Below are 23,264 nucleotides of genomic sequence, written 5' to 3'. Positions count from 1 at the left end.
TCTCCACGGGGTATCAGGCCGGACGAGTCTGTCCGTCCCCCCACGCGATCCATTTGGTCGACGTCAATTCGGGCAGTCCCATGGGGCCGCGGGCATGCAATTTCTGGGTGGAGATGCCGATTTCGGCTCCGAAACCGAACTGGTCCCCGTCGGTGAAGGCCGTGGACGCGTTCACCATCACGGCCGCGGCGTCGACGGCATCGGTAAACCGTTGCGCCGCAGCCATATTCGTCGTCACAATGGCCTCGGTGTGGCCGGTGCCGTATTCGTTGATGTGTGCGATCGCGGCGTCGATACCGTCGACCACCGCCACCGCGATGTCCATCGACAAGTACTCGCGTCGCAGATCGTCCTCGTGCGCGTCCTGAGAAAAGCCACCGTGCACGGTCACACCGGCGTCTTGCAGGGCGGTCACCAGCCGCGGCAGCGCCTCCTCGGCGATCGTGGCGTCGACGAGCAGCGTCTCGGCGGCGTTGCAGACGCTCGGCCGACGCGTCTTGGAATTCAGCAGGATCCGCTCCGCCACGTCCAAATCGGCACCGTCGTGCACGTAGACGTGACAGTTGCCGACCCCGGTTTCGATGGTGGGCACCTGCGCGTCGCGGACCACCGCGTTGATCAGGTTCGCTCCGCCGCGCGGGATCACCACGTCGACCAGGCCGCGGGCCTGGATCAGATGCGTCACCGTGGCGCGGTCGTCGGACGAAAGCAGCTGCACCGCATCGGCCGGCAGGTCCTCGCTGACCAGCGACGCCCGCAACACCTGCACCAACGCCTTGTTGGACCGGGTCGCCGATGAGCTGCCACGCAACAGCACGGCGTTGCCCGACTTCAACGCCAAACCGAACGCGTCAACCGTCACGTTGGGCCGGCCCTCGTAGATCATCCCCACGACGCCGAGCGGGACCCGCTGCTGGCGCAGCTGCAGCCCGTTCGGCAAGGTGTAGCCGCGCAGCACCTCCCCGACGGGATCGGGGAGCCCGGCGACCTGACGCAGGCCCGCGGCGATGCCCTCAACGCGCTTGGTATCCAAGGCCAGTCGATCGAGCATCGCGGTCGGGGTGCCGGCGGCGCGGGCGGCCTCGACGTCTTCGGCGTTGGCGGACAGGATCAATTCGGCGTGGGCGTCAATGGCCTCGGCCGCCGAACGCAGCGCCTGGTCTTTGGCGACGGTCGGCAACAACGCCAGGACACGGGAGGCGACGCGGGCGCGGCGGGCGGCGTCGTGCACCTCCCGGCGCAAGTCAGGCTCCCCCCGTTGGGCCGCTCCGCTGCGGAATGGTGCCTGCAGACTCATTGAACCAGGGTATCCGGCCGCAAAAGCCCGGGTAACGCGGCCCGTTCTAGCCCGCCATCCCGACACGACTAACGTCGGGCCCCATGGCAGGCGTATGTGTAGTCGGCAGCGTGAACATCGATCTGTCGCTGGGCGTCGACGCCCTTCCGCGGCCCGGCGAAACGGTGTTGGCGTCGTCCTTGACACAGGCCCCCGGCGGCAAGGGCGGCAATCAGGCGGTGGCGGCGGCGCGCGCGGGCGCGCGGGTGCAGTTCGTCGGTGCGGTCGGCGACGATGCGGCCGCCGAACAGTTGCGTGCCCACCTGCGGGCCAACGGCGTCGGGCTCGACGGGGCAGTCGAAATCCCCGGGCCGAGCGGCACCGCCATCGTCGTCGTCGACGCCAACGCGGAGAACACCATCGTGGTCGCGCCGGGCGCCAACGGGCGTTTCACGCTGACCGACGACCGCGCGCGCAGCGTGGTCGCCAACTGCGATGTGATGCTGACCCAGCTGGAGATTCCGGTCGACACGGCGGTCGCGGCGGCGCAACACGCTCGTTCGGCCGGTGCGGTCGTCGTCGTGAACGCCTCACCGGCCGGCCAGGATCCCGCCTCGCTGGGCGAGTTGGCGGCCACCGCCGACGTGGTGATCACCAACGAAGAGGAAGCCAACGAATGGCCTTGGCGCCCAACGCACCTGGTGGTCACCCTGGGTTCGCGCGGCGCCCGCTACTCCGGCGCCGACGGCGAGTACTCGGTGCCCTCCCCCGCGGTGGACGCGGTGGACACCACCGGCGCCGGCGACGTGTTCGCCGGTGTGCTGGCCGCGAACTGGCCGCCCAATCCCGGCTCACCCGATGAGCGGCGGCTCGCGCTGCAGCGCGCCTGCGCGGCAGGCGCGCTGGCCACGCTGGTTCCCGGCGCCGGGGATTGCGCGCCGGACGCCGACGCGATCGACAAGGCACTTCAGAACGCGTCTTAGCCGTTCTGCCCCGCCGCGGCGCGCCCGCTAGTCTTCGGGGACTTCGCGGTCGATCTCGTCGAGCCAGATGCGCGCCGACATGTCGGACGGCGCGCGCCAGTCCCCCCGCGGCGACAGCGAACCACCGTGCGACACCTTGGGCCCATTGGGCAGCGCCGAACGCTTGAACTGGCTGAACGAGTAGAACCGCTGCACGAAGACCTGCAGCCAGTGCCGAATTTCCTTGAGCGAGTAGGACGGTCGCTTGTCTTCCGGGAAGCCGGGCGGCCAGATGCCGTGCTCGGGATCGCTCCACGCATGCCAGGCCAAAAACGCGATCTTCGACGGCCGGAATCCGAAGCGCAGCACGTGGAACAGCGAAAAGTCTTGCAGCGCAAACGGGCCGACTTTCGCCTCGCTGCTCTGCAGCTCTTCCTCTTCGCCGCTGGGAACCAGCTCCGGCGTGATCTCGGTGTCGAGCACCGACTGCAGCACCTCGCAGACCTCCGGCTCGAACTGCTCCGAGGAAATCACCCAGCGGATCAGGTGCTGAACCAGGGTCTTGGGTACGCCGCCGTTGACGTTGTAGTGCGACATCTGGTCGCCGACACCGTAGGTCGACCAGCCCAGGCCCAGTTCGGACAGGTCGCCGGTGCCCAGCACGATGCCGCCGCGCTGGTTGGCCAACCGGAACAGGTAGTCGGTGCGCAAGCCGGCCTGGACGTTCTCGAAGGTGACGTCGTAGACCTTCTCGCCGCGCGCGAACGGGTGGTCCATCTCCTTGAGCATCAGCTGCGCCGTCTCGCGGATGTCGATCTCGGAGAACGTCACCCCCAGGGCGCGGCACAGCTCGATCGCATTGCGCTTGGTGCGGTCCCCGGTGGCGAAGCCGGGCAGCGTGAACGCCAGAATGTCGCTGCGGGGCCGCTGTTCGCGGTCCATTGCGCGCGCCGCGACGATCAGCGCGTGCGTCGAATCCAGCCCACCGGAAATCCCGATGACGACCTTCGGGAAATCCAGGGCACGCAAACGCTGTTCGAGACCGGCGACCTGAATGTTGTAGCCCTCGAAGCAATCCTGTTCCAGCCGTTGCGGGTCGGCGGGCACGAAGGGGAACCGTTCGATCTCCCGCAGCAGCCCGATGTCGCCGCCCGGCGGGTCCAGCCGGAACTCGATGCGCCGGAACGACTCCGCCGTCGTCCGGTGGTGGCGCCGGTTGTCGTCGAACGTGCCCATCCGGAGCCGTTCCGCGCGAAGCAATTCGAGGTCGACGTCGGCGACGCTGCGGCGCTCCCCTTGAGGGAAACGCTCGGACATGGCGAGCAGCACACCGTTTTCGAACACCATGGTCTGACCGTCCCAGGCCAGATCGGTCGTCGACTCGCCCGCGCCGGCAGCCGAATACACGTAGGCGGCCAGGCAACGCGACGAGGCCGAACGGGCCAGCAGGCAGCGGTCCTCGGCGCGGCCGATGGTGATCGGGCTGCCGGACAGGTTGGCCAGCACCGTCGCACCCGCGAGCGCGGCCTCCGCGCTGGGTGGAATCGGCACGAACATGTCCTCGCAGATTTCCACGTGCAGCACGAAACCGGGCAGGTCGGAGGCGGCGAACAGCAGATCGGGACCGAACGGCGCCTCGACCCCCGCGAGCCGGATGGTGCCGCGCTCGTCGTCTCCGGGCGCGATCTGGCGGCGTTCGTAGAACTCCCGATAGGTGGGCAGGTACGACTTGGGCGTCACGCCGAGCACCGCGCCGCGGTGGATGACCACGGCGCCGTTGTAGATGCGGTGCCGGTGACGGACCGGGGCGCCGACCACCAGGACCGGCAACAACTCGGCCGAGGCCGCGACGATGTCGGCGATGGCCTTTTCGACGTCGTCGAGCAGCAGGTCTTGCAGGACGATGTCTTCGATCGAATAGCCGGACAGTGTCAGTTCCGGGAAAACGGCTAGCGCTACGCCGTCGTCGTGGCACTCCCGGGCCATCCGTAGGACCGAGTCGGCGTTCGCGGCGGGGTCACCGATGACGGTGTGGTGCGTGCACGCGGCAACGCGGGCGAAGCCCTGGCTGTAAACGTTGTAAAAGTCCATCGCCCTTCCATTGTCGCCTCGGGGGTGTCAACTCCTCGCCGCCGGGTATCCCGAACGGCATGAGCGACACTGCGGTCCTCGTGGTCGACATGATGAATACCTATCAACATCCCGACGCTGAAGATCTAATACCCAATGTCGAGAAGATCATCGAGCCTTTGACCGATTTGGTCCGGAGGGCACGCGCATCCGGCGACGTCGACCTGATCTACGTCAACGACAACTACGGCGATTTCACCGCCGAGTTCTCCGGAATCGTCCGCTCGGCGCTCGACGGCGCGCGGCCCGATCTGGTCAAGCCGATCGCGCCCGCAGAGGGCAGCCGCCTGATGACCAAGGTCCGCCACAGTGCGTTCTATTCGACGGCGCTGGCGTACCTGCTCGGCCGGCTGGACACCCAGCGGTTGATCATCACCGGCCAGGTCACCGAGCAATGCATCCTCTACACGGCCCTGGACGCCTACGTGCGGCACTTTCCCGTCGTGATCCCGACCGACGCGGTCGCCCACATCGACCCTGACCTGGGCGCGGCGGCGTGCAAGATGATGGAGCAGAACATGTCCGCCGAGCTCACGACCGCCGCGGACTGCCTCGGCCCGGCGTGATCCGTACCCTGGCCAGGTGACCGTCATCCCCGCAGAATCCCCGGAGCTGGTCTCGCTGCTGGCCGGGCGCCGGGTCGCGGTGCTGACGGGCGCCGGCATCTCCACCGATTCCGGGATCCCCGACTACCGCGGACCCGATTCACCGCCGAGCAATCCCATGACCATCCAACAGTTCATCGGCGACGCCGCGTTTCGGCAGCGGTACTGGGCGCGCAACCATGTCGGCTGGCGCCACATGGACGACACGCTGCCCAACGCGGGCCATCGGGCGTTGGCCGCGCTCGAGGCAGCGTCGGTGGTCACCGGCGTCATCACCCAGAACGTCGACCTGCTGCACACCAAGGCGGGCAGCCGCAACGTCATCGACCTGCACGGCACCTACGCGCGGGTGATCTGCCTGAGCTGCGGCCACACCATGAGCCGTGCCGCGCTGGCCGAACAGCTGGAAGCGCTCAACCCCGGATTCATCGAGCGCGCCGAGGCGATCGGCGGGCTGGCCGTGGCTCCCGATGCCGACGCCGTCGTCGCCGATACCGCGTCGTTCCGCTATCTCGACTGTGTGCGCTGCGGCGGCATGCTCAAACCGGACATCGTCTATTTCGGTGACAGCGTTCCGAAAGACGTTGTGGCCGAAGCCTATAAGATGGTCGACCAGGCCGATGCGCTGCTGGTCGTCGGGTCGTCGCTGACGGTGTTCTCCGGCTATCGATTCGTGCGGCACGCGGCCGCGCTGGGCAACCCGATCGCCATCGTCAACCGCGGCAGCACCCGCGGCGACGACCTGGCCACGGTCAAGGTCGACGGCGGATGCTCCGAGCTGCTCGCGCTGCTCGCCGACGAATTATCGCCCCTGGCAACGCATTAGAAGGTGCACGGCATGCTGCGCACGGCGTGCACGAAATTGCCCGCCAAATACGTCGGCTCGCCCGCCTGGATGCCGGGTAGCTGACGAAACAGCTCGCCGAAGACGGCGCGCAGCTGCGCCCGGGCGACGTGCGCGCCGAGGCAGAAGTGCAGGCCGCCACCGCCGAAACCGACGTGCGGATTGGGGTCGCGGCTCAGGTTCAGGCGTTCGGGGTGATCGAACGCGTCGGTGTCCCAGTTGCCGGACGGATAGAACATGACCACCTTCTCCCCCGCCAGAATGGTCTGGCCGCCCAGCTCGATATCCGTTGCCGCCGTGCGGCGGAAGGTCATGACCGGGGTGGCCCAGCGGATGAACTCCTCGATGGCGGTGCCGATCCGGTTGTCGAAATCGTCGAGCAGCCAGGCCTTCTCGTCGGGAAAGTCGGTGAGCGCCTTCAGCGTGTGGCTGATGGTCTGGCGGGTGGTGTCGTTTCCTGCCACCGAGAGCAGCACGAAGAACGCCGCCACCTCCGCGTCTTCCAGGCGGTCCCCGTCCACCTCGGCGGTCACCAGGCTGCTGATCAGGTCGTCACCTGGCCGCTCGCGGCGTTCGGTGGCCAGGGCGCCGACGACCTGATGGAGATACAGCTGGTTTTCGACCAGGACTTCCAGCGCCGGGCGTCCGTTGAGGAACTCCGGGTCGGCCCAGGAGACCAGGGCGTCGGTGGCGTGTGCCATGCGCTCGCGCTCGGATTCCGGGATTCCCATCATGTCCGAGAGGGTGCGGATGGGCAGCTCCTTAGCGCAGTGGTCGACGAAATCCGCACCGCTGCCGATGGCCCGCAGTTCTCCGACGATGGTCTTGGCGTTGGCCTTGATCGAGTCTTCGATGCGGCGCACCTGCCGGGGGCTCAGCGCGGCGTGGGCGAGCTTGCGCAACTTGGTGTGCCGCGGCGGGTCCATCGCCAGGAACGACTGCGACGCCTCGAGCAGTTCGACGGGAATGCTCTCGAACATCACCCCCTGGCCGGACAGGAAGACGTCGTTGTTGCGGCTGACCGCGACGATGTCGGCGCGACGAGTGACCGCCCAGAAGCCGGGATCGGCGGGATCGGGCATCAGCGAATCTTCGACCGGCGGATGCCAGCTGACCGGGCGCTCGGCGCGCAGCACGGCGAACGAACGTTCCCGATCCGCCGCCGTCGTGGACCAAAACGCCCGCGAGGACAGGTCGATCTCGTCGTAGGCGCGGCCGGACTTCTCGGCCCCGGGCGTACCCGTCATCACGGCCATGGTGGCTGATCCTCCCTTGTATGACGCCGGTCACAAACTTTGCCTGACGATATGCCTAGACAGTATGTCTAGGCAAGATGTCGAAAGGTCGGCTATGCTCGGCGCATGCCGTCGCTCACCCGCAAGCCGCAGGGCCACCGAAGCGTGGGGCGCGAGCAGCGGCGCGAGGAGATGGAGCGCCGGCTGCTGGACGCCACCGAGCGGCTGATGCGCGACGGCGCGAGCTTCACCGAACTCAGCGTGGATCGGCTCTCCGGTGAGGCGGGCATCTCCCGCGCCAGCTTCTACATCTACTTCGAGGACAAAGGCCATCTGCTTCGCCGGCTCGCGGGCCAGGTGTTCGGCGACCTGACCGACGGCGCGCGACGGTGGTGGACGGTGGCCGGGCGCCGCGACCCCGCCGACGTGCACACGGCGATGAGCAACATCATCGCCACCTATCGACGGCATCAGGCGGTGCTGGTGGCCCTCAACGAGATGGCCGCCTACGACCCGCCGACGGGCGAAACGTACCGCGAACTGCTGACCGGCATCTCCGAACAGCTCACCCGGGTCATCGAAGCGGGCCAGGCCGACGGCTCGATCCGCCCCGAACTGGCGGCGCTGACCACCGCCAGCGCGCTGACCTGGATGGTCGAGCGCGCCTGCCAACAGAACCTACCGGCGCAGTCGCCCGACTACGACGCGGAGCTGGCCGCTACCCTGGCCGAAATTGTTTGGGGCGCACTGTATCTCAGGCCCACCTCGGCGAGCTGACCCGCGCGACGCCCCGGTGATCAGACCATGAGGTGATTCTCAAACGTGCTAGCGCATCAGCTAGCGGCTTTGCGAGAGTCCTCATGGTTCGGAGGTCGACGCCACCCGCGCCGCAAGCCGGGACCGCCTCTTACACGGCCACCAGGTCGTCGGCGTGCACGGCGGGCCTGCGCAGTTCGCCGGGCAGCTCGCTGGTCGATCGGCCGATCATGGTGACGAGTTCCGTTGCGTCGTAGGCGACCACGCCGCGGGCCACCATCGCCGCGTCCGGGCCCCGCAGTTCGACCACGTCACCGCCGAAGAACCGGCCGGACAGCGCGGTGATCCCCGCGGGCAGCAGCGAGCGGCGCTGCCCGACCACGGCGCGCACCGCCCCTTCGTCGAGGGTCAGCGCGCCGGCCGCCTCGGCGGCGTAACGCACCCAGAACCGCCGCGCCGACATCCGGGCGGGTCGCGCGGCGAACACCGTGCCGACGGACGCGTCGGTGAGCGCCGTCGAGGCGTCGGCCGCGGCGGCCAGCAGCACCGGCACACCGGCGTCGGCGGCCAGCAGCGCCGATGACATCTTCGAGGTCATGCCGCCGGTACCCAGATCGCTGCCCGGCCCGGCGATCACGCCGACCAGATCCGCCGAGCTTGATACCTCCGGGATGAACTGCGCGCCTTCGGTTTTGCGCGGATCGGAGTCGTACAGCCCGTCGATGTCGGACAACAACACCAGCGCCTCGGCCCCGACCAGGTGTGCCACCAGCGCCGAAAGCCGGTCGTTGTCGCCGAACCGGATCTCGTTGGTGGCCACCGTGTCGTTTTCGTTGACGATCGCCACCGCATGCAGGGCGCGCAGCCGATCCAGCGTGCGCTGGGCGTTGGTGTGCTGGGCGCGCATCGAGATGTCGTGGGCGCTCAGCAGCACCTGCCCGACCGTGCGGCCGTAGCGGGCGAACGCCGCGCTCCACGAATTCACCAGCGCCACCTGACCGACGCTGGCCGCGGCCTGCTTGGTCGCCAAATCCCTGGGGCGACGGGCCAATCCCAGCGGTTCGATGCCCGCGGCGATGGCTCCCGAGGACACGATGACGACGTCGGTGCCCGCCTTCATCCGCGCCTCGATCGCGTCGGCGAGGCCGGCCAGCCGGCCGGCATCGAACACCCCGGCCGGTGTGGTCAACGCGTTGGTGCCCACCTTGACCACCAGGCTGCGAGCGTTCCGGATGGCGTCGCGTTGAGCGCTCACGGCCCCACACCGCTGCGCTCTGCATCGTCGGCGACCTTAGTCACGGGCGCCGCTCCTCCGCATCGCTGCGCTCTGCATCGTCGCCGACCTCAGTCACGGGCGCCGCTCCTCCGCATCGCTGCGCTCTGCATCGTCGCCGACCTTAGTCACGGGCGCCGCTCCTCCGCATCGCTGCGCTCTGCATCGTCGCCGACGCGGCGCTGTCGGCGGGCCGCCTTGCGCTCCGCGGCGCCGACGCGATCGCTGCGCTCCAGTCGCACGTCGGTGCCCCGCCCGGATAGCGCAACCTGTTGTCCCGCAGGAGTTTGCGGCTCCCAATCGAACGTCATGTCGCCGATGGTCACCTCGCATCCCGGACGTGCACCCAGCCGCAGCAGCTCCTCCTCGACCCCGAGGCGCGCCAGGCGGTCGCCGAGATACCCCACGGCCTCGTCGTTGTCGAAGTTGGTCTGACGCACCCAGCGTTCGGGCCGTGCTCCGCTGACCACGAAGGCGCCTGGCTGCTGGGGGTCCGGCTCAACGCGAAAGCCGCTGTCGTCGACGGGGACCGGGCGAATCACCGGGCGTCGCGGCACGATCTCCGGTTGGGCGGCCTTGTATTCTGAGATCATCGTCCAGAGCCCAAAGATCAATGGCTGCAAACCTTCTCGCGCGACCGCCGACACCAAAAACACCGGCCAGCCGCGCTCGGCGATCTCGTCAAGGACGAATTCGGCGAGCTCGCGCGCCTCGGGGATGTCGATCTTGTTGAGCACCACCGCGCGGGGCCGCTCGGCGAGATCGCCTAACGTCGCGTCCCCTTGCAGGGTGGGCGTATACGCGGCGAGCTCGGCCTCCAGCGCGTCGATATCGGAGATCGGGTCGCGGCCCGGCTCCGCGGTGGCGCAGTCGACGACGTGCACCAGCACGGCGCACCGCTCGATGTGCCGGAGGAAGTCCAGGCCCAGACCGCGGCCCTGCGAGGCCCCGGGGATCAGGCCGGGAACGTCGGCCACGGTGAAGGTGTGCTCGCCGGCCGACACCACACCGAGGTTGGGCACCAGCGTGGTGAACGGGTAGTCGGCGATCTTGGGTTTGGCCGCCGAGATGGTGGACACCAGCGAGGACTTGCCAGCCGACGGGAACCCGATCAGGCCGGCGTCGGCGACGGTCTTGAGTTCCAGTGTCAGGTCGCGGGTCTCGCCCTGCTCCCCCAGCAGCGCAAACCCGGGAGCCTTGCGCGCGCGCGACGCGAGCGCGGCGTTGCCCAAACCGCCGCGACCGCCCGCGGCGGCTTCGAAGCGGGTGCCCGCGCCGACCAGGTCGGCCAGCAGGCGGCCGTTGTCGTCGAGGACGACGGTGCCGTCGGGGACTTTGACTTCCAGGTCGGCGCCGGCGGCGCCGTCGCGATTGTTGCCCATCCCCTGCTTGCCCGACGGCGCGGTGACGTGGGGATGGAAATGGAAGTCGAGCAGGGTATGGACCTGCGGATCGACGACGAAGACGATGCTGCCGCCGCGGCCGCCGTTGCCGCCGTCGGGGCCGCCCAGCGGCTTGAATTTCTCGCGATGGACCGAGGCGCAGCCGTTACCTCCGGAACCGGCGCGCGCATGGATGACGACGCGGTCGACGAACCGAGGCATCGTGGGTCCTCTCACCCGTCTCGCTCGCCGAGCGTGCGGCTACTGCGAGAATTGCCTCGAATTATCGCAGTGGGTGCACGCTCGCGGCGCTCAGTCGGTGGTTTGACCGGCCGTGACGATGTTGACGGTCTTGCGGCCGCGCTTGATTCCGAATTCGACGGCGCCGGCTTCCTTGGCGAACAGCGTGTCGTCGCCGCCGCGCCCGACACCGACGCCCGGGTGGAACTTGGTGCCGCGCTGACGAACGATGATCTCGCCGGCCTTGACGACCTGGCCGCCGAATCGCTTCACACCCAGCCGCTGTGCGGCGGAATCGCGACCGTTGCGCGAGCTGGAAGCGCCCTTCTTGTGTGCCATGTCTTCGCCTTTGCTACTTGATGCCGGTGACCTTCAGGACCGTCAGCCGCTGACGGTGTCCCTGACGCTTGTGGTAACCGGTCTTGTTCCGGAACTTGTGGATACGGATCTTGGGGCCCTTGGTGTGCTCGAGCACCTCGCCGGTGACCGCGACCTTCGCCAGTGCGGCCGCGTCAGTGGTCACCTTGGCGCCGTCCACCACCAGTGCGACCGGCAGCGACACGTTCGAACCCGGCTCAGAGTCGAGCTTCTCGACCTTGACCACGTCCCCGACGGCGACCTTGTACTGCTTGCCGCCCGTCTTGACGATTGCGTAGGTCGCCATCGTTGCTCTGCTCCTTCTTCTAACCGCTGCTCGGCGCGTCGCGCGCGAACCAGCCGCGGTGCACGTGGTGGGTCTGGGTTGCGGGCCTGCGCCGATTCCCCGGGAGTCCCGCTGCCGCCGGCCAAAGCTTAGTCGCCCGGCCTGACGACAACTGTCCAAGGGTACGTGACCAGCGGCTACAGGGTCAAACCGGACACGACCTGGCTTTGGGCGTTCAGTCCGCGTGGATCGGCGGTCCGGCGGGCCTGCCCGCCGCGCGTCGGCGCCGGGGCCGACCGGGTGCCGAGCCGCCCTGGTCCGCCGCAGCGGAACCCTGGCCGCCGTCGGAGTCGTCGTCGTCGGAGTCCTCGGTGTCCAGGTCGTCGTCGTCTAGCTCGAGATCCTCGTCGTCGTCGCCCAGATCTTCCTCGTCATCGAGGTCGTCGTCATCCGAGTCGTCGTCCGAGTCCTCGTCATCCGAATCGTCGTCATCCGAGTCGTCGTCGGTGTCGTCGAAGTCCTCCTCGTCGGTGTCGGTGTCGGCGACGTCCTCGTCGCGCGTCGCCCGCTTCCGGTCGAACTCGTCGGTGGCGTCCTCGGTGGCCTCGTCGGATTCGTCGTCGTCGGATGCCGCCTGCGTGGACGAGCCGGCCGCCATCGCCTTGAACATCGGGTGCTCGCCGGGAGAGTGGGCGGGCACCTTGGCCACGACCGGCTCCTCGGCCTTGTTCTTCTTGCGCCGCCCGCGGCGGCCGCCGGACTCGGACTTGCGGCCGTTCGACGGGGCCGAATCCACCGGGTCGGTGTGCAGCAGGATGCCGCGGCCGCCACAGTTCGGGCACGACGTCGAGAAGGCCTCCACCAGCCCGGTGCCCAGCCGCTTGCGGGTCAGCTGCACCAAACCGAGCGACGTCACCTCGGACACCTGATGGCGGGTGCGGTCACGGGCCAGCGCCTCGGTGAGCCGGCGTAGCACCAAATCGCGATTGGATTCCAGCACCATGTCGATGAAGTCGATGACGACGATGCCGCCGATGTCGCGCAGCCGCAGTTGGCGCACGATCTCCTCGGCCGCCTCGAGGTTGTTCTTGGTGACCGTCTGCTCGAGGTTGCCCCCCGAGCCGGTGAACTTGCCCGTATTGACGTCGACCACGGTCATCGCCTCGGTCCGGTCGATCACCAGGGTGCCGCCCGAGGGCAGCCAGACCTTCCGGTCCATCGCCTTGGCCAGCTGCTCGTCGATCCGGTGCACCGCGAACACGTCCGGTCCGCCCGATCCGTCCGGCCCGGCGGGCGGTTCGTATTTGCTCAGCTTCGAAACCAAGTCGGGCGCAACCGAATTCACGTATTCGTTGATGGTGTTCCAGGCCTCGTCACCGGAGACCACCAGGCCGGCGAAGTCTTCGTTGAACAAGTCGCGGATGACCTTGACCAGCACGTCGGGCTCTTCGTAGAGGGCCACCGCGGCGCCGGCGGCCTTCTCCTTGACCTCGATGGCCTTGGCCTCGATTTGTTTCCAGCGCTCCTGCAGGCGGGTGACATCGCTGCGGATGTCGTCTTCTTTGACGCCCTCGGACGCGGTCCGGATGATCACCCCCGCGTCGGACGGCACCACCTCGCGCAGGATCTCCTTGAGCCGCTGGCGCTCGGTGTCGGGCAGCTTGCGGCTGATCCCGGTCGACGACGCGCCCGGCACGTACACCAGGTAGCGGCCCGCCAGCGACACCTGCGTGGTCAGCCGGGCGCCCTTGTGCCCGACCGGGTCCTTGCTGACCTGGACGACGACATAGTCGCCGGGTTTGAGCGCTTGTTCGATCTTGCGGTCAGATCCGCCCAGCCCGGCGGCTTCCCAGTTGACCTCGCCGGCGTACAGCACGCCGTTGCGGCCGCGGCCGATGTCGACGAAGGCCGCCTCCATCGAGGGCAGCACGTTCTGCACGATGCCGAGGTAGATGTTGCCCACCAGGGACGCCGACGCGGCCGAGGTGACGAAATGCTCGACGACGATGCCGTCCTCGAGCACCGCGATCTGGGTGTACCGCGAACCCTGGTGCGGCGGCTCGCTGCGGACCCGGTCGCGGACGACCATGACGCGTTCGACGGCCTCGCGGCGGGCCAGGAATTCGGCCTCGGTCAACACCGGGGGGCGGCGCCGCCCGGCGTCGCGGCCGTCTCGGCGCCGTTGCCGCTTGGCCTCCAGCCGAGTCGAGCCGTCGATGCCCTTGATCTCGTTGCTCGAGCTGCCGCCGTCGCCGCCGCCGTTCTTGCCGCTGCGGGGCGGCCGCTCGTGCACGACCGTGTTGGGCGGGTCGTCGGGCGCGACGCCCTCGTCGTTGTCGTCGCCCGATCCGGATTTGCGGCGCCGGCGCCTGCGGCGGCGACGGTTGCCGCCATCCGATGAACCGTCGTCACCGCCGTCGGAATCGTCGGCGTCGTCGGAATCGTCGTCGTCGGTGTCGTCGGAGTCGCCGGAGTCGGACTGGGCGGCCTTCTTGGCCCGGCCCTGCGGCTCGTCGTCGTCACCGCTGTCGTTCTGGCCCTCGGGCCCGCCCTGCTCGCCGCGTCCGCGGCCGCGACCACGGCGGCCGCGGCGGCGCCGGCGGTTCGACGGCCGATCGGCCTGCTCGTCGTCGTCACTGTCGGAATCGTCGGAGTCGGCGTCCTCGTCGGTGCCGCTGTCGTCGTCGGTGTCGTCGCTGTCCAGCGGCTGCGGCGCGACGAAGAGCGGCATGTAATGCGGCCGGTCTGCGGCGTTGTCGGGGGTTTCCAGCATCAGCCGGGATTCGGGTTCGCCGGAGTCGGCGTCCGCCTCGGCGTTCTCCGGCGTTTCCTGGGGCTGGGTGGCCAGCAGGTCACGCACCCGCACCGCGTCGGCGCGGTCCACGGTGGAATGTGCGCTGCGTATCCGCCCGTCCAGCTCGCTGAGCGCGTCCAGGACCCGTTTGCTGGTTGTTCCCAGCGTTCGGGCCAGCGAATGGACCCTCAACCGGTCGGGCAGCTCCGCAGGCCGGGTCGATTCTTCTGATGGGTCTGCAGTCGGTGCACCGTCTACCACGTATTCTCCTCAAGCCCCCGGGCGCGTCGTTTCGACGCGGCCACGCGAGGGCTTCGCTATGGGCCCGGGTCACTTCTCCCGGGCTTGTGATGGTCTCGCCCCGAGCGGCTCAGGTTAGAACCCACTCGGCGCCGTGCTGAATGACGGCCTGACATGCTGCAAACCAAGGCGACGGGGCTATTGGTCGCGCTTGTCCAAGTCTTCATTCGGGTGTCTGACGCCGGTCCGGCGACGTTCACCCGAGATCAGTATCCCACATCACGTGGCGGGCCAACCCACACCTGAGGAACCTCGGTATGGCCGAACCCGGTCACGACGGCGCCGCGGGACCGATCGTCGCAGCTCTAGGCGCCGGGGAACCAGAGCCCGATTTCTCGCTTGGCCGACTCGATCGAATCCGAGCCGTGCACCAGGTTGAACTGCGTCTCCAGCCCGAAGTCACCGCGGATCGTGCCCGGGATCGCCTTCTCGACCGGGTCGGTACCGCCCGCGAGCTGCCGAAACGCCGCGATCGCCCGCGGTCCCTCCACGATGGCCGCGACCACCGGCCCCGACGTGATGAATTCCAGCAACGGCTCGAAGAACGGCTTGCCCTCGTGTTCCGCGTAATGCTGGGCGGCGAGATCCTGGCTGACGTGCCGGAGTTCCAGCGCGGCGATCGTGAGGCCTTTTCGCTCGATCCGGCCGATGATCTCCCCCACCAGCTGTCGCTGGACGCCGTCCGGCTTGATCAGTACCAATGTCCGTTCGGTCACGGCGGACAGCGTACATAACCAGGTGCCGCCGCGGCGGGTCAGCGCTTGTCACTGCCGGCGGGCTACCCCTGTCTGCGCCGGACCTCGGCCCGGAAGTAGGCGATCAAGCCCCACAGGCCGGTGAACAGCACGCCGATGAATCCCACCCCCGGATACACGGCGAAGCCCGCGAGCAGGATCACCTGCACGCCGAGGTTGGCCCAGATGGCCCAGGGTTTGCGCTGCAGCCCGGCCATCAGGATCAGCAGCACGGCCAGGCCGATCAGGTAGACCAGCGACGCCGTCGTCAGGCCTCCGCCCACCGCTCCCACCACCGGGATCGCCAGCAGCACCACGATCGCTTCCAGAAACAGCGTCAGGGCCATCACCGCGCCGAAGCTGCGCCACGGGTCGGCCGCCGGCGTCGGGGCCGGCCCCTCGGGGTTCTCGGGTGAGTCCGGTTGGGTCACTGCGGATCACGCCCGAACAGGGTGCGCGCCGCGCCGGCGGTGACGACCGAGCCGGTGATGACGATCCCGGTGCCGGAGAAGTCTTCGGCGTGCCCGTCCAGCGCGGCATCATCGACCAGTGCGGTCGCGACGTCGACGGCGTCACGCAGGTTCTCGGCGGTGCTCACCCGGTCGGGCCCGAACGTCTCGCGCGCCGCCAGGGCCAGCGATTCGACGTCGAGCGCCCGCGGCGACCCGTTGTGGGTCACCACGACGGCGTCGAACACCGGCTGCAGGGCGGCGAGGATGCCGCCGACATCCTTGTCGGCGAGCACGCTGAGCACTCCGACCAGATAGCGGAAGTCGAATTCGCCCGCCAACGTCTGCGCCAGCGCGGCCGCACCGGCCGGATTGTGCGCGGCGTCGATGAACACCGTGGGCGCGCTGCGCATCCGCTCCAGCCGGCCCGGGCTGGCAACGGCGGCGAAACCCGCGCGCACCGCCTCGACGTCGAGCTGACGCTGCGCGCCGGCGCCGAAGAAGGCCTCGACGGCGGCCAAAGCCAGCACGGCGTTGTGCGCCTGATGTTCTCCGTGCAGCGGCAGATAGACGTCGGAATACACCCCGCCAAGGCCCTGCAGCTGCAGCACCTGCCCGCCGATGGCGACCTGGCGCCCCAGCACGGCGAACTCCGAATCTTCGCGGGCCACCGCGGCATCGGCTTGCACGGTTCGGTCCAACAACACCTCCATCGCCTCGGGCGCCTGGCGCGCGATGACCGCGACGGTGTCGGGCGCGCCCTCGGGCGCGCGGGTGATGATGCCGGCCTTCTCTCCGGCGATGCCGGCGAGGTCGTCGCCCAGGTAGTCGACGTGGTCGATGGCGATCGGGGTGATGACCGCGACCGGCGCGTTGATCACGTTGGTGGCATCCCAGCGTCCGCCCATCCCCACCTCGACTACGGCGACGTCGACGGGGGCGTCGGCGAACGCGGCGAAGGCCATCGCGGTCAGCACCTCGAACTTGCTCATGGCGGGCCCGCCGGCGGCCTGCGATTGCGCGTCGACCATCTGCACGAACGGCTCGATCTCGCGGTAGGTCGCCACGTACTGCGCCGGGCTGATCGGCTTGGCATCGATCGAAATGCGCTCGACCGCCGATTGCAGATGGGGGCTGGTGGTCCGCCCGGTGCGCCGATGTAGCGCCGTGATCAGCGCGTCGATCATGCGGGCCACTGAGGTCTTGCCGTTGGTGCCCGCGACGTGGATCGACGGGTAGGCCCGCTGCGGTGAGCCCAACAGGTCCATCAGCGCGCTGATCCGGGTCAGGCTCGGCTCGATCTTGGTCTCGGGCCAGCGCTGGTCCAGCAGGTGCTCGACCTGCAACAAGGAAGCGATCTCGTCCGGGGTCGGGACCGGCGCGGGAACCACGTCGGGAAGTTCGGGGTCCTCAGCCCACTCGGGCGGCTCCGTCATGCCAGCCCGGCTAGCCGCGCGTTGATCCGCTCGGTTTCCTCCTGGGCCAGACGCTGACGGTCCCGGATCTTGTCGACGACGTTTTGCGGGGCCTTGCCCAGGAAGTCCTCGTTGGCCAATTTGGCGGTGGTCGACGCCAGCTCCTTGTGCGCCGCGGCCAGATCCTTTTCCAGCCGGCGACGCTCGGCCGCGACGTCGATGGTGCCCGAGGTGTCCAGTTCGACGACGACGGTGCCGCCGCTGAGCCTGACTTCCACGGACGCCGACGGGCGAAATTCCGGCCCCGCGGCCGTCAGCCAGGCCAGGGACGTCACCGGGCTCACCTGGGTGGCCAGATCGGATTCGTCGACCCCGGCCATGCGGGCGGGCACCTTCTGGCGGTCCGCCAGCCCCTGATCGCTGCGGAACCGGCGAACCTCGGTCACCAGCTTCTGCATGTCGGTAACCCGTTGTGCGGCAACCGGATCCAGGCTCATCCCGGACGGTTGCGGCCAGTCGGCGATCACCAGCGACTCGTTATCGGTCAAGGCCTGCCAGAGGGCCTCGGTGATGAAGGGGATCACCGGGTGCAGCAGCCGCAGCAGGGTGTCCAGCGTCGCCGCCAGCACGGCCGTGGTGTGCGCGACCCCCTCGGCCAGTTGTGTCTTGGCCAATTCGACGTACCAGTCGCAGAATTCGTCCCAGGCGAAGTGGTACAGCGCCTCGCACGCACGGCTGAACTCGTAGTTGTCGAATGCCGCATCGACTTCAGCGCGAACCTCTTCCAGCCGCCCGAGGATCCACCGGTCGGCATCGGTGAGCTCGGCCGGCGGGGGCACGGGCGCCAGCTGCGCCCCGTTGAGCAGCGCGTAACGCGTGGCGTTGAACAGCTTGGTGCAGAAGTTGCGCGACGCCCGGACGTGGTCCTCACCGATCGCCAGGTCACCGCCGGGGCTGGCGCCGCGCGCCAGCGTGAACCGCAGGGCGTCGGCGCCGAAGATCTCGACCCAGTCCAGCGGGTCGATGACGTTGCCCTTGGACTTGCTCATCTTGCGGCCGGACTCGTCGCGGATCAGCCCGTGCAGGAAGACATCGGTGAAGGGCACCTGCGGGCCGCGGCGCCCGTCCAGGGTGATGGCGTCGTCGTCGCCGACGAAGGTGCCGAACATCATCATCCTGGCCACCCAGAAGAACAGGATGTCGTAGCCGGTGACCAGAACGCTTGTCGGGTAGAACTTTTCGAGCTCGGGGGTTTTCTCCGGCCAGCCCAGGGTGGAAAACGGCCACAGCGCCGAGGAGAACCACGTGTCCAGCACGTCGGGGTCCTGTTCCCAGCCCTCCGGCGGCGTCTCGTCGGGACCCACGCACACCTGTTCCCCGGTGGGCCCGTACCAGATCGGGATGCGGTGGCCCCACCACAGCTGCCGCGAGATCGTCCAATCGCGCATGTCGTCGACCCAGGCGAACCACCGCGGCTCCAGGCTGGCCGGGTGAATCACGGTGTCGCCGTTGCGCACCGCGTCGCCGGCCGCCTTGGCCAGGGACTCGACGCGGACAAACCACTGCAGCGACAGCCGCGGCTCGATCGGTTCGCCGCTGCGCTCGGAGTGCCCGACGCTGTGTAGGTAGGGTCGCTTCTCCTCGACGATGCGGCCTTCGGCGGCCAGGGCCTCGCGCACCGCGACGCGGGCCTCGAAGCGGTCCATCCCGTCGAATTGCGTTCCGGTGTCGACGATTCGGCCCTTGGTGTCCAGGATCGAGATCATCGGCAACCCGTGCCGCAGCCCGATCTCGAAGTCGTTGGGGTCATGAGCGGGCGTGACTTTGACTGCGCCGGTACCGAATTCGGGGTCCACGTGCTCGTCGGCGACCACCGCGAGCTGACGGTCCACGAACGGGTGCGGCAGGCTGGTGCCGACCAGGTGGCGGTAGCGGTCGTCGTCGGGATGCACCGCGATGGCGGTGTCGCCGAGCATCGTCTCGACCCGGGTGGTCGCGACCACGATGTGCGGCTGCGAGTCGTCGAGCGAGCCGTAGCGGAAGGACACCAGCTCGCCCTCGACATCGAGGTAGTCGACCTCGATGTCCGATATCGCGGTCTGGAGCACCGGCGACCAGTTGACCAGCCGCTCGGCCCGATAGATCAGCCCGGCGTCGTAGAGCCGCTTGAAGATGGTGCGGACCGCCCGTGACAGGCCCTCGTCCATGGTGAACCGGTCGCGGCTCCAGTCGACCCCGTCGCCGAGCCGGCGCATCTGGCCGCCGATGGCGCCGCCGGACTCGCGCTTCCAGTCCCAGACCTTGTCGACGAACAGCTCCCGGCCGAAGTCCTCCTTGGTCTTGCCGTCGACCGCGAGCTGCTTTTCCACCACGCTCTGCGTGGCGATTCCGGCGTGGTCCATGCCCGGCTGCCACAACACCTCGTACCCCTGCATCCGCTTGCGGCGGGTCAGGGCGTCCATCATGGTGTGTTCCAGCGCATGGCCCATGTGCAGGCTGCCGGTCACGTTCGGCGGCGGCAGCACGATCGAGTAGCCGGGCTTGGCGCTGGCCGGGTCCGCGGCGAAGTATCCGGCGTCGATCCACTTCTGGTAGATCGCGCTCTCGGCCGCAGCCGGATCCCACGACTTGGGCAGGTCGGTGGCGGGGCTGCGGCTGGCGGTCACCCGTCAATTCTAGGGAGCGCGGTTTACCCTCGTGTAAGTGCCCGAACCCGCAGCTCACAGGGATCCGGGGCGCTGACGCCGTTCCCGGCGATCAGGGAATCGTGAGCACCTGACCGGGCTGGATCAGGTCAGGGTTCGGGATTCCGCTCGCATCGGCGATCGCCTGGTACTTACTGCCGTCGCCGTAGAAGCGCTCCGCGATCGCCCACAGGCTGTCACCGGATTCGACGGTGTACGTCCGAACGGCCGGCTCTGGCTCTGGCTCGGGAGGCGCTTGCGCGGCGGGCTCCTCGACCGGCGCGGCGGGCTCCTCTGCGGCGGCCTGCGTAGCCGCCTCGGGCGCCGGCGGCGGCGGCGCGTCCGTCTCGGTCTTGGTCGACCAGGCCGCCTCATTTCCGGCGTAGAGCACCAGGTTGCGGTCGTCCTGCAGCACGAGCTTGACGTCCTTTTTGCCGGCTGTGTTGCTGTGCCACACGGGTTTGTCGGCCGTGTAGACGACGAAATTGCCGTCGGGTTGCACTTCGGCGCGCACCACATTCTGACCGTCGGTACCGGCGGACCAGATCGCTTGGCCGCGGGACGCCAGCACCAGGTTGCCGTCGTCCTGCAAGGTCAGCGTGTAGGCGCCGTTGTTCGAGGTGAGCGATTCGCCCCGCACCAGCTTTTGTCCTTGGGTCAGCGTGTCCGCCATGGCATTTCCCTCTCGTCTACCGCCCGGCCGATTGGTCGGACGTTATTTCCTATGTCCGATGAGGACGAACCTACTCATCTTGGATTGCCTTGGGCAGCCCTGGATTCGACGCGATCGAAACCCTAGGGGAACTACCAGAGAACAATGCGGTTCGGCGCTGGACTACTTCTTGCCCCCGAGTAGGCCGCCGAGGATGTCGCCGATTGCACCTCCCTTGCCGCCCAACACATTTCCGACGATGCCGCCAAGGGACTTGTTGCCGGAGCCACCGAGGATGCTGCCCAGAACCTCGCCGAGACCGCCACCGCCGGCTGCCTCCGTTCTCTGCGACGCGCCGGCCCCGCTGCCGGAACCGAGCTGTTTTCCGATGTACGCCAACACAATTGGCAGAACCATCGGCAGCAGTTGCTTGAGCAGGTCAGGGTTACCTGCACCGCGATCGGCCAGGGCCGATGCGACCTGGTCGGCGTCGATGCCGCCGAACAGGGCCGCGACGGCCTGGTGCCCGTCGCTCTCGCCCGGGGCGCCACCAACGTCGAGTAGGCCCCGCGCGGCATGGCTGGTTGCCATGGACTCGATCGTGCTGGCGTGTGCGGGATCTTGCGAATTCTGGTGCAGGCCGCCGAGCAGCTCCGGCACCAGCGTGTGAACGGCGTTTTGCACGTCGGCTTCGTCGGCGCCGAGCTTGTTTGCGATTTCAGACGTGGGAATCTGGCTGTACAGATCATCGAGACCGGCCATCGGTGCGTCCACCTTCGTTCCTGATATCGGAGCCAAGTCAATTACGACACTAGACGCATGCGGCTTCGGCCAACACCCTTCGGGCAGGAACGATTTGGTGTTCAGTAACTGGTAACCTGCCGGAACTGCGCCGATCCGGATCGATGCCCCGTCAGTTCAGCCGTTGGGTCTGCAGCGACACACCCGCCGCGGGGAAGCGGTCCAGCAGCGCGTCGCCCATCGCGGCCGCGGGCGTGAGGACGCCGTGTAGGTCCGGGAGCTTGTCACGGTCGAATGCCAGCGCCAGGCCGCACTCCCCCAACAACACCGAAGTCGCCTTGTAGCCCGGGTCGCCGCGCTGCTCCATGCGCGCCACGTAGCGGGCGCCGGTGCTCGTGGTGGTGTAGGTCTCGATGCGGTAGTAGCCGCGTTCCCGCGCGGCCGGACTGGGGCCGGTTCCGGGTTTGGGCACGATGCGCTCCACCAGCCGGCGCGGCAGCAGCCGGAAGAAACGGCTGCCCAGGCCGAACGTCGCGGCGGCGGCCCCGCCCACAACAGCGGAGGCCACCGGCGCGATCGGCGACGACCCCAGGCTCATGCTTTCGCTGTAGCGCAACCCGCGTCCGTAGGCCCAGTCCAGCAGGGCGTTGCTGCGCCGCACGATCCGGGTGTTGTAGGGCGCCATGACGAAGCCCGCGGTCCACACGCCGCTCAGTTCCGGCGCGATCCGGCCACCGCGACGCCACGGCAGATCGGGCTGCGGGCCGATGTCGGGTTCGGCGCCGCGGTCGCTGCTGAGCGTGTACGGGTCGGCGAGTTGGCGGCGGGCCTCGGGATCGCGGGAGGCGGTGTCCAGCACCTCCAACATCGACGCGACGGTGCCGCCGGACACCCCGCCGGAGAAGGACCGGACCACGAGGTCGGTGTCGACGAGTTCGCCGGCGCCGTCGTCGCGCGCGGCGCGGTACAGCGCATACACGCTGAGGTCCGAAGGAACGGAGTCGAATCCGCACGCATGCACGATGCGGGCGCCGGTATCCGCGGCCTGCTTGTGGAATTGGTCGATGCTGTCGCGGACGAACATCGCCTCGCCGGTCAGGTCGGCGTAGTCGGTGCCCGCCGCGGCGCAGGCGGCCACCAGCGGCAACCCGTAGCGCGTGTAGGGGCCGACCGTGGTGATGACGACCTGCGCGCGCGCCGCCATCTCGTTCAGCGTCGACGGCGCCGAGGCATCCGCGTTCAGAACGGGCCACGACCGCGCGGTTTCGCCCAGCGTGTCGCGTATGGCACGCAGCCGGCCGGGCGACCGGCCGGCCAGCGCGATCCGTTTGTCCGGCGCCGAGCGGGCCAGGTATTTGGCGGTGAGCTTCCCGACGAAGCCGGTCGCCCCGTACAGCACAATGTCGAATTCGCGCGGCGTTGCGGTCACGGGCCCGACGCTACCCGACGACGGGGGTGGCGACCGCTGGAGACAAGGAGTGCCGGGCACGGGGCCCGGCACTCCTTATATGTATGTCAGCGAAGCCGTCGATCAGCCGCGGCGTCCGCACACCGGCCACGCGCCGATGCCCTGCGAGTGCAGCACATTCTCGGCGACGCGGATCTGCTCCTCGCGGCTCGCGCCGGACGGGGAACCACTGCCGCCGTTGGAGCGCCAGGTGCTCGGCGTGAACTGCAGGCCACCGGAGAAACCGTTACCGGTGCTGATGCCCCAGTTACCGCCCGACTCGCACTGCGCGATGGCGTCCCAGTTGACGCTGTACGCCCGGTGGGCGGGCGGCGGCGGGACGTCGGGGCCAGGAGGCGGCGGGACGTTCGGGTCGAAACCGACGGGCGCCGGAGCGTCCGGGGCCGGAGGCGCATCGGGCGCCGGAGCGTCCGGGGCCGGAGGCGCATCGGGGGCCGGAGCGTCCGGGGCCGGAGGTGCATCGGGCGCCGGAGCGTCCGGGGCCGCTGCCGGCAGGTTCGGGTCGAAAGCCACCGCTTCGTCGGCGTGGGCGGTGGCCGACGGGATGGACACAAGTGTGCCCGTGACCGCGGCAAGAATGAGCGTCTTGCGGACGTTCTTCAATATCTTTCCTTTCGCTGCGCGCGCGCCAAAACAAGCCCACGCAGGTGGGCTGAAGGTCGTTGGCTGAATGCCTGTTTT

At 68.7% G+C, this 23,264-nt stretch carries 20 protein-coding genes; 4 read left to right on the top strand and 16 right to left on the bottom strand.

Annotation, left to right across the window (positions count from 1 at the left end):
• Positions 1–13: 13 nt before the first annotated feature.
• Positions 14–1,297: a glutamate-5-semialdehyde dehydrogenase gene (locus AC0KS4_RS05825; RefSeq protein WP_238957533.1), complete on the bottom strand. Its 1,284-nt coding sequence runs from the start codon at positions 1,295–1,297 to the stop codon at positions 14–16.
• A gap of 83 nt (positions 1,298–1,380) precedes the next feature.
• On the opposite strand from AC0KS4_RS05825, the gene AC0KS4_RS05820 reads away from it, so the two are divergent.
• On the top strand, positions 1,381–2,259 hold the full coding sequence (locus AC0KS4_RS05820) for a ribokinase (RefSeq protein ID WP_238957531.1): 879 nt from the start codon (positions 1,381–1,383) through the stop codon (positions 2,257–2,259).
• Positions 2,260–2,286: 27 nt separating this feature from the next.
• Here the strand turns inward: AC0KS4_RS05820 and AC0KS4_RS05815 are convergent, their stop codons facing one another.
• Positions 2,287–4,329 (bottom strand): NAD(+) synthase, encoded by a 2,043-nt coding sequence (locus tag AC0KS4_RS05815; protein WP_225327112.1) that lies wholly within the window; start codon positions 4,327–4,329, stop codon positions 2,287–2,289.
• Between the two features lie 59 nt (positions 4,330–4,388).
• Between AC0KS4_RS05815 and AC0KS4_RS05810 the strand changes: the two genes are divergently transcribed.
• Complete coding sequence (locus tag AC0KS4_RS05810) at positions 4,389–4,934, top strand: cysteine hydrolase family protein (protein WP_225327111.1); 546 nt, start codon at positions 4,389–4,391, stop codon at positions 4,932–4,934.
• Positions 4,935–4,950: 16 nt separating this feature from the next.
• Positions 4,951–5,799, top strand: coding sequence for an NAD-dependent protein deacetylase (locus AC0KS4_RS05805; protein ID WP_238957530.1), 849 nt, complete (start codon positions 4,951–4,953; stop codon positions 5,797–5,799).
• Here the strand turns inward: AC0KS4_RS05805 and AC0KS4_RS05800 are convergent.
• Complete coding sequence (locus AC0KS4_RS05800) at positions 5,796–7,073, bottom strand: cytochrome P450 (protein ID WP_238957529.1); 1,278 nt, start codon at positions 7,071–7,073, stop codon at positions 5,796–5,798. The genes AC0KS4_RS05805 and AC0KS4_RS05800 overlap by 4 nt on opposite strands.
• A gap of 105 nt (positions 7,074–7,178) precedes the next feature.
• Between AC0KS4_RS05800 and AC0KS4_RS05795 the strand changes: the two genes are divergently transcribed.
• Positions 7,179–7,829 (top strand): TetR/AcrR family transcriptional regulator, encoded by a 651-nt coding sequence (locus tag AC0KS4_RS05795; RefSeq protein WP_238957528.1) that lies wholly within the window; start codon positions 7,179–7,181, stop codon positions 7,827–7,829.
• Between the two features lie 130 nt (positions 7,830–7,959).
• Here the strand turns inward: AC0KS4_RS05795 and proB are convergent, their stop codons facing one another.
• From proB to AC0KS4_RS05730, 13 genes are all read right to left on the bottom strand, one after another.
• The gene (gene proB / locus AC0KS4_RS05790; protein ID WP_238957527.1) at positions 7,960–9,063 is read right to left on the bottom strand and encodes a glutamate 5-kinase; all 1,104 of its coding nucleotides are present in this window, start codon (positions 9,061–9,063) and stop codon (positions 7,960–7,962) included.
• 146 nt (positions 9,064–9,209) lie between these two features.
• On the bottom strand, positions 9,210–10,685 hold the full coding sequence (gene obgE / locus AC0KS4_RS05785) for a GTPase ObgE (RefSeq protein WP_238957526.1): 1,476 nt from the start codon (positions 10,683–10,685) through the stop codon (positions 9,210–9,212).
• A 90-nt stretch (positions 10,686–10,775) separates the two neighbouring features.
• Entirely contained in the window at positions 10,776–11,042 is a 267-nt protein-coding gene (gene rpmA, locus AC0KS4_RS05780) for a 50S ribosomal protein L27 (protein WP_225327105.1), read from the bottom strand.
• A gap of 13 nt (positions 11,043–11,055) precedes the next feature.
• On the bottom strand, positions 11,056–11,367 hold the full coding sequence (gene rplU, locus AC0KS4_RS05775; RefSeq protein ID WP_225327104.1) for a 50S ribosomal protein L21: 312 nt from the start codon (positions 11,365–11,367) through the stop codon (positions 11,056–11,058).
• Between the two features lie 214 nt (positions 11,368–11,581).
• Entirely contained in the window at positions 11,582–14,401 is a 2,820-nt protein-coding gene (rne, locus tag AC0KS4_RS05770; protein WP_238957525.1) for a ribonuclease E, read from the bottom strand.
• Between the two features lie 344 nt (positions 14,402–14,745).
• Entirely contained in the window at positions 14,746–15,156 is a 411-nt protein-coding gene (gene ndk / locus AC0KS4_RS05765) for a nucleoside-diphosphate kinase (RefSeq protein ID WP_225327102.1), read from the bottom strand.
• A 62-nt stretch (positions 15,157–15,218) separates the two neighbouring features.
• On the bottom strand, positions 15,219–15,521 hold the full coding sequence (locus tag AC0KS4_RS05760) for a DUF4233 domain-containing protein (protein WP_225327171.1): 303 nt from the start codon (positions 15,519–15,521) through the stop codon (positions 15,219–15,221).
• A gap of 80 nt (positions 15,522–15,601) precedes the next feature.
• Positions 15,602–17,059: a bifunctional tetrahydrofolate synthase/dihydrofolate synthase gene (gene folC / locus AC0KS4_RS05755; protein WP_238957524.1), complete on the bottom strand. Its 1,458-nt coding sequence runs from the start codon at positions 17,057–17,059 to the stop codon at positions 15,602–15,604.
• Positions 17,056–19,704 carry a valine--tRNA ligase gene (locus AC0KS4_RS05750; RefSeq protein WP_238957523.1) on the bottom strand — a complete coding sequence of 883 codons (2,649 nt, stop codon included), beginning with the start codon at positions 19,702–19,704 and terminating at the stop codon, positions 17,056–17,058. The genes folC and AC0KS4_RS05750 overlap by 4 nt, the downstream gene beginning before the upstream one ends.
• Before the next feature lie 91 nt (positions 19,705–19,795).
• Positions 19,796–20,395: a LysM peptidoglycan-binding domain-containing protein gene (locus AC0KS4_RS05745; RefSeq protein WP_238957522.1), complete on the bottom strand. Its 600-nt coding sequence runs from the start codon at positions 20,393–20,395 to the stop codon at positions 19,796–19,798.
• 162 nt (positions 20,396–20,557) lie between these two features.
• A complete protein-coding gene (locus AC0KS4_RS05740; RefSeq protein ID WP_238957521.1) occupies positions 20,558–21,136 on the bottom strand; it encodes a DUF937 domain-containing protein in 579 nt (192 codons plus the stop codon).
• 151 nt (positions 21,137–21,287) lie between these two features.
• The gene (locus tag AC0KS4_RS05735) at positions 21,288–22,544 is read right to left on the bottom strand and encodes a saccharopine dehydrogenase family protein (RefSeq protein ID WP_238957520.1); all 1,257 of its coding nucleotides are present in this window, start codon (positions 22,542–22,544) and stop codon (positions 21,288–21,290) included.
• A 102-nt stretch (positions 22,545–22,646) separates the two neighbouring features.
• The gene (locus AC0KS4_RS05730; RefSeq protein ID WP_238957519.1) at positions 22,647–23,186 is read right to left on the bottom strand and encodes a transglycosylase family protein; all 540 of its coding nucleotides are present in this window, start codon (positions 23,184–23,186) and stop codon (positions 22,647–22,649) included.
• Positions 23,187–23,264 lie beyond the last annotated feature (78 nt).

The organism is Mycobacterium sp. NTMscope_MAC_12 (genome assembly GCF_976985675.1).
This window is presented reverse-complemented; position numbering and strand designations above follow the sequence as displayed.